Below are 12435 nucleotides of genomic sequence, written 5' to 3'. Positions count from 1 at the left end.
AATTGCCCCGTTTCGGTGTTACACTTACCGGAGTAGTTATCGCGCAACCCAAACAAATACAACGCATGGAACTGCCGTATCACCTCAAGACGCTAGAACCACTGACCGGGGCGCTGGATATCCTGCGCCATCTTCGCGGTCAGCCCGACATGCTCGCCCCGGTCGGTGTCCTCTTGGACGACTTGGAGCTGAGCGAACGTGCATTCGGCAAGGCCATTCGCCGGCTGGTGACGCAGGGCTACGTTCAATATGTACAGATGGATGCCGAGGCCGTCTACCGGCTGACCGACACGGGCCGCCGCGCCGCCGACGAACTGATCGAGTACGAGCAGTCGACCGGCGTGCGCGCGACCGGCACCCACAGCATCGACGAGTTTGGCATCACCGGCCGGGTCGTGATGTCCGTGCCCGAGGCGGTCGAGCCGGAAGCCCCGGTCAAAGTGGTGGTCGGAACGGCGCTGGACAGCGATTCTTCGCTTTCCAGTCCGGTCGACCTGATCATCCGCATTTCGACGGTGAACGCGCAGGTCGACACCACCCAAGATGCCGTCCTGACGCTGGCCGTCGTGCCGGTTCATCACACGTTCACCGTGAAGCCCTCGCGCAAGAGCAAAGTGCGCGTCCGCGTCAACGTGTATCAACTGATGTCCGACGGTGAGGACGTCATGCCGTGTGGCGGGTTCTATGTCGATCTGCCGGTCAAAGCCGGCGCCGACATGGAGCGCCGCGTCGCTTACGGTTCCGCGATTGCGCTGAAAGCCAACGCCTAGAGGTTTTGCGTCCTATGGCCCAGAATCGTCGTCTTCGTTACCCCCGCCGCGTGTTCGTCCGCAGCCTGATTCGGCTGTTCGGGCGGGCCGTCGGCGCACTTGCCGCCCGCCCGGAGGTCATCGGCCGCGAGAATTTGCCGGCGAAAGGCCCGCTGATTCTGGTCGGCAACCACATCGCCATCATCGAAGTCGGCATGATGATGACCTATACCCCGTATCCGCTGGAGGTTATGGCCGCCGGCGACATCCCGCTTGATCCGCGTTACAAGTGGATGGCCGACCTGTGGGGCTTCATCCCGATCAAGCGGGGCAGCATGGACCGCGACGGCATGAACATGGCGCTCGACGTGCTCGATCAGGGCGGCGTCGTCGGCCTGTTCCCCGAGGGCGGCATTTGGGAGACGACCATCCGGCAGGCGCGGCAGGGCGTCGCGTGGCTGTCGAGCAAGGCCAACGCCCCGATCGTCCCGATCGGGTTCGGCGGCATCGAAGGCGCGCTGACCAAGATGCTGCGCTTCGAGCGCCCGCGCATGACGATGAACATCGGCCAGCCTATTCCGCCGATCCGTACCGACGTCCCCGGCCGCGCCCGGAAGGACGTGCTGCAGGAAGGCGCCGACTACGTCATGCAGCGCATCTCCGAACTGATCCCCGAGGACGAACGGCGCGTGCGCAAACAGCCGTACGTCAGCGAGACGTTCAACTTCAAGATGGAGCTGAGCAGCCTCGACGGCGTCGCGCTGCCGATCCCCGACGAGTTGGAGATCGTGGACAAGCACGGCCTGAGCAAGCTTTTCCATCGGCCCGTGATGATGGACGTGTTCAAGCGCAACCTGAACCTGCCTGTGCGCCCGCTGTTGAACACTCGGCGCGCGTCTGCCCCCGCCGATGTCGTTGCAGCAACGCAGTCAATCCTCACCTACCTCGACGGCAACAAGTACTTCTTCCACTATCGCTTCGGCCACAGCGACGGCGAAGCGATGATGCGCGGCCTCAAGCAGCTTCACGCCGCAGCCGCGTGGATGGCCGAACACTACCCCGAAGCCCGGCTGAGGCTCAAACCCATCCGGCGCTACATCCGCGTCGACACCAACCAGGAGGTTGAAGAGGACGCGCCGGCCGAAATGCATGAGATGTAGCGGCTGTCCCGGTCGATTGTGGCCGGGGCAGCCGCTTTTTTCACCCACTTATTTGCCAGAGTTTACACGGTGTTTACAGCTTTTCAGCGCCATCTAACAGATTGCTGCTAAGGTGATGGTGGGTCCTGAACCATTGAACCGTAGGAGTATCTAATCCATGTCCGTACCACGCTTGAATCGGGTCGCGGGGGTCTTCATGGCCCTCATTCTGCTGGTTGCCGGGTTTGCGCTCGGCACCTCGGTTGTCTCGCTCACCGCCACCGACGTCGCCCAAGTCGCACCGTTGAACGTCAACACTCAGGGCGTCCCGCTCTCCGACGTCGAACGCATTTACGCCGACGTCTACAACCGCGTTAGCCCGTCCGTCGTGGCGATCAACGTCCTCAGCCGCACGTCGGCCGGCAGCGGCTCAGGCTTCGTCATCGACAAAGACGGCCACATCGTCACCAACTTCCACGTTGTCGACGGCGCGACCGCCATCGAGGTCAACTTCCTCGACGGTACCATCACACGCGCCGAAATCATCGGCACCGACCTCAACAGCGACTTGGCCGTCATCAAGGTCTCGGACGTCCCGGCCGACCGGCTGATCCCGGTCACCTTCGGCTCGTCCGATGAACTTGTGCCCGGCCAGCAGGTGCTGGCGATCGGCAGCCCGTTCGGCCAGCGCTGGACCATGACCGCCGGAATCGTGAGCGCGCTCGACCGCGCCATCAGCGGCTTCACGCAGTTCCAGATCGGCGGCGTGATCCAGACCGACGCGCCGATCAACCCCGGCAACAGCGGAGGTCCGCTGCTCAACCTGAACGGCGAAGTGGTCGGCGTCAATTCGCAGATCAGCAGCGAGACGCGCAGCAACAGCGGCATCGGCTTTGCGGTACCGAGCAACCTGACCCTGCGCGTGGCGACCGAACTGATCGAGACCGGCACGGTCAACTACAGCTACATCGGCATTCAGGGCCGCGACCTGCGCCTGACCGACGCCGAGGCGCTCGGGCTGCCCAACAATGTGCGCGGCGTGGTGGTGACCACCGTGTTCCGCGGTGGCCCCGCTGCTGCTTCCGGCTTGCGCCCGTCCACCCTGCTGCAGAACAACCGCGAGGACATCTCGACCGCGGACATCATCGTCGGCATCGAGGGCGAGCCGCTGCAAGGGTTCGACACGCTGATCTCGTACCTCGCCAAGTACACCGTCCCCGGCGACACGGTGACGCTCAATGTCCTGCGCGACGGCCAGACCATCGACGTGCCGGTAACTCTGCAGCCCCGCCCGGCGCAGTAGGCGTCGCACAGTAGGTCGTCATCAGTCGTCAGTTGTCAGAAAGGGCGGCACGTTGGAGCGACCGATCCGGTCGCCCGCCGCACGAAAACCCTCACCCCAAACCCCTCTCCCTCAGGGCGAGGGGCTTTTGTTGGTCGTCAGCGACAGGGGTATCCGTTCCTCGTGTCCGGTCGGGCAAGGGTGTACCCTGTCCGGGAGAAGACAGAGCGCAAATAGATGGCATGTAGATACCGTCTTAAATGTCAAGTGGTCGGCGTGAAGTGAAGAGCATAGTTGGGGTCGAAGGGCCGGCCGGACTTGAGGATGGCATGGGCCAACAGCAGTAATTTGCGCATGACGGCGGCGATCACGGCCATGGTGGGCTTGCCTGCGTCCAGTAATCGCTGGGCGAAGGCATGCAGGGCGGGCAAGTAGCGCTTAGCGGAGATGGCCGGCATGTAGAGAGCCCGGCGTAGACGGGTCGACCCGCGCTTGGACAACCGGGAAGGCCGACGCACCGAACTGCCCGAGATATGTTGACGCGGCGCCAGTCCGGCGTAAGCGGCAATCTGGCGTGGGGAGGCACTGGCCGCCCAGGACGGCAGTTCGGCCAGCAACTGTGCCGCAGTCACATCGCCAATGCCCGGGATCGAGGTGAGCAGGTCGCGTTGGCGACGCAGATCGGGATACTGGTCCAGATGCTGGCGAATGCGGCGGTCGAGGTCGTCGAGTTGTTGGGTAATGAACGCCACGTGCTCTTGAATGGAGTGGCGAACCGTGGCCGAGTGTTGACCCGAGGCCAGCCGGTTGTTCTCCTGCTGACGCATCTGCAATAAGGCACCGCGGTGTCGCATCAGCGCTTGTAGCTCGCGCACTTCCGGCGCGGGCGGTTGCCAAGGTGTGGGCTGCTGGGTGCGGCAGAAGTCGGCGATGACCGCGGCGTCGCTGGCATCCGTCTTGGTGCGCCGCAGCTGGCTGTCGGCATAGCTCTTGATCTGCGCCGGATTGATGACGCTGACGAGGTAGCCAGCTTCGTGCAGAAACAACGCCACCTCGTCGCCGTAATGTCCGGTCGCTTCCAGTCCAACGTGGACAATACCTTTGCCCCGCTTCTTCAGAAAGTGGCGCAGCTGGTTAAACCCCTTGCGCGTGTTGTCGAAACGGCCGCTCTCGCGTTGGCCATCTTCCCGCAGCAGCACCGCATCCAATTGATCCTTCGACACGTCGATCCCCAGGTAACTGGCCATGCGCTTCCCTCACCGACTCGGCCCGTCCGAACGCACGCGCGCCGTCTCCCTTGTGCATGCAGGCTCGTGGCCTCAGATACCGTTCGACGTTGGCGTGCTGCACGTGGGTGACCGATCTACATTCCAGGCTTTCTGCCTCAGGGGCGACCCGGTCTGCTCCCACGCGCCTCGGGGCATCCTCTGCTTCCAGCATACCCCAATCTCAAGATACAAGGGGCGACCGATCCGGTCGCCCGCCGCCTACAATCACACACACGGTAACGGTAGGGGCGCAGCATGCTGCGCCCTCATCGCCAAACCATCCCGAGACTTCGATCGCCGCCGGATGGCTACATCTCACCGCTTCTGACAACTGGCAACTGACGCCTGACAACTCCCCCTACGGCCGCCGGGACTCGGTTGCGGGGCGGGCGTCCACGGCGCGGGCCGAGGCGCGCGGGATTGGGCGGTTGCGCGGCCAACGCCACGCATACCACAGCGCCGAGGTCGACATCAGGCCGAGCGACACGGCATACAGCCCGAACAGCGGCGCCACAGCCGGCACCGACCGCCACGCCATGAACGCCACCAACAGTGCGTACCCCGCCAGTGCTAACTCGACGAACGTATGCGCCGAGGCCGGCAAGCGCGGCGGACGCTGTGCGCCGAACTTGGGCGTGCGGTCAAACGTCAGCTCGCGGCGGGCGCGCCAACTGCGCACGGCACGAAACACCGCGCGCGTGTTGTTCCACATCATGCCCGTGCCGAGCACCATTACCAGCGGGTAATGCGCCGTCCGCCACAACCACGCGCCACCGATCAGCACCTGCGAGATGAGCGTCATCACCGGGCCGACCAGCGACAGCACCGCCAGCGGCCCCAGCGGCAGGCCGCGATACGCGCTAGTGGCGATCATCAGCGGGGCCAGCAGCAGCAGGAGCAGCATGACCGGATGCGGCAGGTACTGCATCAGGTGCGTCGTCGCCATCAGCTTCTGGATCAACGACAGCTTTGACCGCCACACCGGCCCGATCATCTTGAGGAACGTTTGATCGCTGCCGGTCGCCCAGCGCATCTGTTGGCGCTTGTAGGCTTCGGCCGCCGGCGGAATCTCGCCCGGGACCGATACGTCCGGCAGGAATACCGCGCGCCACCCGCGAATCTGCGCGCGGTAGCTGAGGTCGAAATCCTCGGTCAGCGTCTCGGCGCTCCACCCGCCCGCGTCGGTGATCGCTGCCGTGCGCCAAACGCCGCCGGTGCCGTTGAACGTCATCAACAGCCCCGTGCGCGAGCGCGCCGTCTGCTCGATCAGATAGTATGAATCGAACGCCAATTGCTGCGCGCGCGTCAGCCAGTTCTGCCTCGGGTTGAGGTGATCCCAACGCGTCTGCACGAACGCGGCGCGCTGTTCGGCCAGCAGGTGCGGAATCGTGCGGCGCAAGAAGTTCCGCGGCGGGATAAAGTCGGCGTCGAACACCGCCGCGAATGGGACGTCCGGCCGCAGCGATAGCCCGTACGCCAGCGCGCCCGCCTTGAACCCTGCGCGCGATTCCCGGCGGATGTGCTGCATGTCGATCCCGGCGCGGCGGTAGTACGCGCACAGCGCGGCGGCGCGGTCTGCGGTGTCGTCGGTGCTGTCGTCCAGTACCTGAATGGTCATCCGATTGCGCGGGTAATCAAGCGCGGCCGCTGCGGCCAACAACTGCCGCACGACCGCGCCTTCGTTGTAGATCGGGAGCTGCACCAGCACACGCGGCCACTTAGCCGGTTTCGGCGGATCGGGCAGCGTATGACGTCCGCGCAGCCACACCAGCAGCCAGCGGGCCAGCAAATAGGCTTGCGATAAGGTAAACAAGGCCAGAAACAACGTCCCGGCCATAAATGTCACTTGCAGTATGCGAATGCCGATCATGCACCCACCTCCCACAGTGTGATTTCCGGCGCACAAAACAGGCGCGCGCGCGGCGCACCCAGTCCTTCCAAACCAATCCCGCGCGTCGTGTAGACCGTCGTGCGGCCCACATCGACGCGCCCGCGCACAAACCGTCGGCCAAGATGGCTTCCGGTCAGCAGCGCGACCCCTCCGGGCAAGCACAACTGCCCGCCGTGCGTATGCCCGCTCAACATCAGGTCGATCCCGGCGTCGATCGCCTCCGGCGCGAGATCTGGCGAATGGCTGAGCAGCAGTGCCGCCCCGCCTTCCGGCCGCGACGCGAGCAGGTCTGCCAACGCCGCGCGGTCGCGCTTGAGCGCGTGGTACGTCTCCACCCCGCCGATGTGCAGCGGACCGCCGGGCGTGTGGATCGTCGCCCAACGCCCGACCACGCTTTCCCCGCACGGATGCCCGTCGAAGTAGCGTGCGGGATCGGACGGCTGATCGATCTCCGGCGAGGTGCCGGACACCGCATACACGCCCAACGGCGCCTGCCAGCCCGCCACGATCCGGCGAACGTCAGCCTCGACCTGCGGATCGCCGACGTACGACAGGTTGATGAAGTCGCCGCTGAACACGATCACGTCCGGCCGAAGCGCCGCGATCTGCTGCTGTAAGATACGTTCGCGCGGGCCGAAATGTTCCGCGTGCAGGTCGCCGAGATGCAGCACGCGCAGCGGCGGCGCGGGCTTCCACCCGTCGATGCGCTTGCGTTCGTGCGTAACCGTCAACCGGAACGGCTCGACCCACGTGCTGTACACCGCCACGCCGGTGATCGCGATCAGCCACAGCACACCCAGCCACACCGCGCCGAGTAGGCCGGCCAGTGTGACGCCAAGCGAGAGCACGATCCCCAGCCCGAGCGCCGACGCGGCATCCGGCCCGCGGCTGCGATCCGTGACCCGCAGGCCGATCAGCGCCGCCCAGTTGGCGGCCGCGGCGATCAGAGTCAGCGCGCCAAGCCCCGACCCTGCGGCCCAAAACGCCGGCAGCGCACAGGCAGCCAACAGCGCCGCGACTGCCAGTCGTGGCAGCCGCTGCAATCGGTCGGTGAACGCCAGAACACGGTGCGTCGCAACGCCGATGCGCGGGTCATCGCTTGACGAAATCGGGGCCATATTCAGTAGAGTCTACGCCTGTTTTTGGCGGGCTGTATAGTGCCGCGTGCCCTACGGCCCTCGTGCAGAGTGGCTGAATCTGTGTAGGTGAAGTGGACGAGATTCAGCCCGTTTGGGTACCGCAGACCAAGGACCTAGCGCCGCGTAACGAAGGTCGTGAGGTTCGTGGTCGGGGTCCAGCGGGTTCCGTCCGGCAGCGTTGTGAATTCGTCCAGCTTGGCGCCGAGCAGATTCGCCCCGGACAGCAGCGCCCCGGTCAAGTCGGCCGCCGTCAGGTCGGTGCCGGTCAGGCGCGCTTTGGTCAGGTTCGCGCCCACGAGACGGGCATACATGAGGTTGGCCCCGCTCAGATTCGCCCCGGCAAAGATGGCGTTGTCCGCGATCGCGCTGCGTAGATTCGATCCTCGCAGATTCGCGCCGCTCAAGTTCGCTGATTCGAGATGAATTTGACGCAGGTTGGCCTTTGAGAAGTTGACGTCATGCAGATCGGCACCGTCCCAGTTTGCACCGATGAGCATGCCCTCGTCGCCGCTCAGCGCGTCTTGCGCGCGGAGCTGCACCACGCGCGACTTTGCTTCGGCATTGTCCTTGGGCTTGCTTTTGAGGTCGGCAGTCTTGCCACTTCCCCGCAGGACGAACACCGAAATGGCGATCAGCACCCCGACCGACAGCAGCGATAGGATGAAGAACAGGGCTGCGTCACCCCAATCTCCCATCGAAGCCGCGTAAACTGCCAGCGCTGCGAAACCCGGACCGCTGAGTAGCAGCGCCAGTGCCGCAAGGTGAGTGAAAGCAGCCTGCAGCGGATTCTTTCCCATCGGTATCGCAGCAACCAGGAATGCGAGTAGGGCGAAGTAGATCTTGAAGGCAAGTTCCACGATTGTTCCCACGGCACCCAAACCCTATTTGCAGCATTGCTCGCTCAGTTTCAGCGTACAGCGAGTCGTTCGCAGTGTCACATGACCAATAGCACAATCCGGCGCGACCTATGTATGATGTCTCGTACTCGAGTCATCAGGGGCATGACGCGCCAAACGCATCACGCCCGGTCCAACGTACAAAGAGGAACCCACCACAATGCCGAACCTGTTCGATCCGCTGACCCTGCGCGGCCTGACCCTCAAGAACCGAATCGGCGTCTCGCCGATGTGTCAATACAGCGCCAACGACGGCATCGCCAACGACTGGCATCTGGCGCATCTCGGCTCGTTCGCGATGGGCGGCGCGGGGCTGGTGTTTGCCGAAGCCAGCGGCGTCGAAGCGCGCGGGCGCATCTCGCCCGGGTGCCTCGGCCTGTACGACGACATGCACATCGCGCCGCTCAAGCGCATCACCGACTTCATCCACAGCCACGGCGCCGCCGCGGGCATCCAGCTCGCCCATGCCGGCCGCAAGGCGTCGAGCGGACTGCCGTGGAACGGCGGCGGGTCGCTCACGCCGGAGCAGGGCGGCTGGCCGGTCGTCGGCCCGACCGACACGCCGTTCAGCCCGCAGTCGCTCGTGCCGCATGCCCTGACCGCCGACGAGATCGCAGACCTCGTGCAGGCGTTCGCCGCCGCTGCCAAGCGGGCGCTCGCCGCTGGCATGGATGTGGTCGAAATCCACGCCGCGCACGGCTATCTGCTGCACAGCTTCCTTTCGCCGTTGAGCAACACCCGCACCGACGACTACGGCGGATCGTTCGCGGGGCGCACGCGCTTCCTGATCGAGGTCGTCGACGCCGTGCGCGCGGCGTGGCCGGACGACCGTCCGCTGTTCGTGCGCCTGTCCGCGACCGATTGGGTCGACGGCGGATGGACCGGCGAAGACAGCGTTGAGCTGGCGCGCATCCTCGCGCAGCACGGCGTCGATCTGGTCGACTGCTCGTCCGGCGGCGTGATCCCCGGCGTACAGATTCCGACCGCCCCCGGCTATCAAGTGCATTTGGCCGAGGCCGTCAAGCAGCACGCCGGTATCCGCAGCGCCGCCGTCGGCATGATTACCACGCCCGAACAGGCCGACGCGATCATCGCCGAAGGCCGCGCCGACCTGACCCTGTTGGCGCGTGCCGTGCTGCGCGATCCGCATTGGGCACTGCACGCCGCGCAAGCCTTGGGGCACAAGGCCGCCCCGCCAAAACAATATCTGCGGGCCTATGCATAGGTGAAGCCGGCCTCACCCCCCGGCCCCAAGGAACCTCACCCCCCGGCCCGGTGGAGAGGGAGAGAAATCCGTGCGTCGGGGAGAAGTCCCCCTCGCCCCTTGACGACTAACTGGAGCACCGAAGGTCGGGAGAGGGGGATTTAGGGGGTGAGGGGCGTGCGCCGAGCATGCATGCCGTTTTCCCCTCTCCCTGAGGGAGAGGGGTCAGGGGTGAGGGTTTACCGAAGAGCGCCCCACGGCAGTGCCGTGTCCCTACGCACGAGACGCGCTAACCCGTCCCTATATCTCATCACTCATCACTTGCAACTCATCACCTTCTTCCTTGCCCATTGGCGAACCGGCCGAGCGTCGGGTAACGTACTAGTCGCTGGCCGAATGTCGTAAGGCTTGTAATCGAGCCGTATAGCGCTCGGTGAGCGATGAACTTTTGCAGTTTCTCATCACTCAGCACTCAGCACTTTCAACTTCTTGCTTAGCCGCACCGCGCACCCGACAAGGAGCGACATGCCACCGCACATCCGTGTCAGTGCCAGCGCCGTGATCATCCGCGGCGGCCATATCCTACTGGTCAAGTTCGATGACAATACCGGCCCGCATTACAACCTGCCGGGGGGCGGCGCCGATCCGGGCGAGACGGCCGAGGAAGCGTGCATCCGCGAGGTCTACGAGGAAGCCGATGCTAGAATAGACATCGGCCGGCTGATGCTGGTGCGCGAATACGAGCCCGGTACGCTGCCGCAATGCCTATGGCAAGCGCCACAAGCTCAACCTCGTCTTCGAGGGACTGCTGCAACCGGGCAGCGAGCCGCGCCTGCCGCGCAAGCCCGACCCGTATCAGGTCGGCGTGGAGTGGGTGCCGCTCGACACGCTGCCGAGGGTCAACCTCGTCAGCCCGAACCTGCCTGATCTCATCGCCCGAAGCCTGACAGACGCGAGCAAGCCGCATTACGTACGAGAGGAATGTTGACCATGCCCGATGCTGAAAGCAAACCGCCGCGCATCGTCGTGACCGCTCCGGTGAGCGATGCGCTGATGGAGCAGTACCGCGCTACCGCACCCGGTTACCGCATCGACCGCTATAAGGATGAGGTGCCGAATTCGGTCTGGGGGATGCCGAGGTGTTGTTTGCCGGCACGGTGTATCCGGCCCCGAGCAAGCCCCGCGCCTGCGTTGGATTCAAACCATGTCCGCCGGGTTCGACGGCCCGCTGCGCCGCCCGGTCGCGCAGCTCAACGATATTACGCTGACATCGGCAAGCGGCATCCACGCCACCGCCATCGCCGAATTCTGCCTCGGCATGATGCTGGCGCTGAACCAGAAGATTCCGGCCATGCTCGACCTCAAGCGCGAGAAGAAGTGGGGCCGTGACGAAGACCTCTTTCGTCCGCCGCCGCTGCGCGGGCAAACGGTCGGAATCATCGGCTATGGCAGCATTGGCCGCGAGCTGGCGCGCCTGTGCGCCGCGCTGGGTATGACCGTGCTGGCCGCCAAGCGCGACGCCATGAAGCCGGAAGTAGGCGACGTGTTCACGCTGCACGTGGGAACTGGCGACCCGACGGGCGAGATCCCCGCACGCCTTTACCCGGGGCAGGCCGTGGCGACGATGGCGCGCGAGTGCGACTTCCTCGTCGTCACCGTGCCGTTGACCGACGCCACGCGCCACACTATCGACGCGCGCGTGTTCGACGCCATGAAGCCGACGGCCCACTTCATCAATATCGCGCGCGGCAGCATCGTTGACGAACCGGCGTTGATCGCGGCACTGCAAAACGGCGACATCGCCGGCGCCGCGCTCGACGTGTTCGCCGCCGAACCGCTCCCCGCCGACAGCCCGCTGTGGACGCTGTCGAACGTCATCGTCAGCCCGCATGTGTCGGGCGGATTTCCCGACTACGCCGAGGCCGCCGGCAAGGTGTTCGCCGAGAACCTGCGCCGCTACGTCGAGCGCAAGCCGCTGCTCAACGTCCTCGACCGTACACGGGGGTACTAGCGTGAGCGATGCAGTCGATACCGCCGCGGCGCTGTTGCACGACGGCGACTTCGACGCGGCGCTGACAGTCCTGAATACGGCGCTCGCCGCCGATCCGGACGACATCGCGGCGCGCCGCCTGCGGGCCGAAACGCTCACCGCACGCAGCACGCCACAGTCGCTGAAGGCCGCGCTGGCCGACTTCGACACCTTGCCCGATCCGACCGCCGACGATGCCCTGCTCGTCGCGCTCGTGTATGAACGCCTCGACGTCCCCGATGCCGCGCTGGATCATCTCGAACGCGCCGTCGAACAGTGGCCCGGCCACGCCCGTTTGCGCCAGCGCTTCATGGGAAGCGGCGTTCAAAGCCGGCGACCTGCCGAAAGCCCAACGGGCGGTTCGCGGCTTGCCCGACGACTGGCGCATGCTCGAATACGCTGCCGACCTCACCGCCGCGTTCGCCGACGCGCCCGGCGCCGACGATCTGCTGGCGGAGGCCGACGACCTGTACACGATGGCGCTGGTAAGCCTGCCCGAAGCCGATTGGACACGACCGTTCCGGGCGCGGATCGTGCTGGCGCGCGCGGGCGTCAACATGCGCCGCTACCTGCCCGACGAGGTCGCACGCGACGCCGCGACCGCCGCCACGCTCATCCCCAGCGAGCCTGCGGCCGGCTTTTTCCTCGGCTGGTCGCTGGTCAAGCGCGGCAGCGTGGCCGACGGATTGGCGAAGGTGCGCGCCGCGCTGCACGCCGCCAGCGAACCTGTGCGCGATCTTCTGTGGCGTACCATCGCCCACGACGCCGATTTCCAAGACCTGATGAACGCGCTATAATGCGCGCCAAGTTTTGGCCGGACGACGTGTGAGAGAGCAAC

General features: G+C 65.3%; 11 protein-coding genes. 7 read left to right on the top strand and 4 right to left on the bottom strand.

Translation table 11 applies throughout. The features are described from left to right. Positions 1-65: 65 nt before the first annotated feature. From IPM16_23730 to IPM16_23720, 3 genes are all read left to right on the top strand, one after another. Positions 66-770 (top strand): hypothetical protein, encoded by a 705-nt coding sequence (locus IPM16_23730; protein MBK9126119.1) that lies wholly within the window; start codon positions 66-68, stop codon positions 768-770. A 14-nt stretch (positions 771-784) separates the two neighbouring features. Continuing rightward, entirely contained in the window at positions 785-1909 is a 1125-nt protein-coding gene (locus IPM16_23725; protein ID MBK9126118.1) for a 1-acyl-sn-glycerol-3-phosphate acyltransferase, read from the top strand. A 157-nt stretch (positions 1910-2066) separates the two neighbouring features. Further along, entirely contained in the window at positions 2067-3191 is a 1125-nt protein-coding gene (locus IPM16_23720; protein ID MBK9126117.1) for a trypsin-like peptidase domain-containing protein, read from the top strand. A 242-nt stretch (positions 3192-3433) separates the two neighbouring features. Here IPM16_23720 and IPM16_23715 read toward each other — a convergent pair whose 3' ends face one another. The 4 genes from IPM16_23715 to IPM16_23700 all read right to left on the bottom strand — a co-directional run bounded on the left by IPM16_23715 (position 3434) and on the right by IPM16_23700 (position 7965). Further along, entirely contained in the window at positions 3434-4417 is a 984-nt protein-coding gene (locus tag IPM16_23715) for an IS110 family transposase (protein ID MBK9126116.1), read from the bottom strand. A gap of 379 nt (positions 4418-4796) precedes the next feature. After that, positions 4797-6308: a glycosyltransferase gene (locus IPM16_23710; protein ID MBK9126115.1), complete on the bottom strand. Its 1512-nt coding sequence runs from the start codon at positions 6306-6308 to the stop codon at positions 4797-4799. Beyond that, the gene (locus IPM16_23705) at positions 6305-7447 is read right to left on the bottom strand and encodes a metallophosphoesterase (protein ID MBK9126114.1); all 1143 of its coding nucleotides are present in this window, start codon (positions 7445-7447) and stop codon (positions 6305-6307) included. The genes IPM16_23710 and IPM16_23705 overlap by 4 nt, the downstream gene beginning before the upstream one ends. 134 nt (positions 7448-7581) lie before the next feature. Continuing rightward, on the bottom strand, positions 7582-7965 hold the full coding sequence (locus IPM16_23700) for a pentapeptide repeat-containing protein (protein ID MBK9126113.1): 384 nt from the start codon (positions 7963-7965) through the stop codon (positions 7582-7584). Between the two features lie 559 nt (positions 7966-8524). Between IPM16_23700 and IPM16_23695 the strand changes: the two genes are divergently transcribed. From IPM16_23695 to IPM16_23680, 4 genes are all read left to right on the top strand, one after another. Further along, a complete protein-coding gene (locus IPM16_23695; protein MBK9126112.1) occupies positions 8525-9589 on the top strand; it encodes an NADH:flavin oxidoreductase/NADH oxidase in 1065 nt (354 codons plus the stop codon). Between the two features lie 504 nt (positions 9590-10093). Beyond that, positions 10094-10495 carry an NUDIX domain-containing protein gene (locus IPM16_23690; protein MBK9126111.1) on the top strand — a complete coding sequence of 134 codons (402 nt, stop codon included), beginning with the start codon at positions 10094-10096 and terminating at the stop codon, positions 10493-10495. Between the two features lie 277 nt (positions 10496-10772). Beyond that, the gene (locus tag IPM16_23685; GenBank protein ID MBK9126110.1) at positions 10773-11579 is read left to right on the top strand and encodes a D-2-hydroxyacid dehydrogenase; all 807 of its coding nucleotides are present in this window, start codon (positions 10773-10775) and stop codon (positions 11577-11579) included. A 1-nt stretch (position 11580) separates the two neighbouring features. Then, positions 11581-12426, top strand: a complete 846-nt coding sequence (locus IPM16_23680) for a tetratricopeptide repeat protein (protein MBK9126109.1) — start codon at positions 11581-11583, stop codon at positions 12424-12426. Positions 12427-12435: the final 9 nt, after the last annotated feature.

Source organism: Candidatus Flexicrinis affinis (assembly GCA_016716525.1).
GTDB lineage: Bacteria > Chloroflexota > Anaerolineae > Aggregatilineales > Phototrophicaceae > Flexicrinis > Flexicrinis affinis.
Note: the sequence above shows the minus strand (reverse complement) of the source record. Positions and strands in the feature narration are given on the sequence as shown.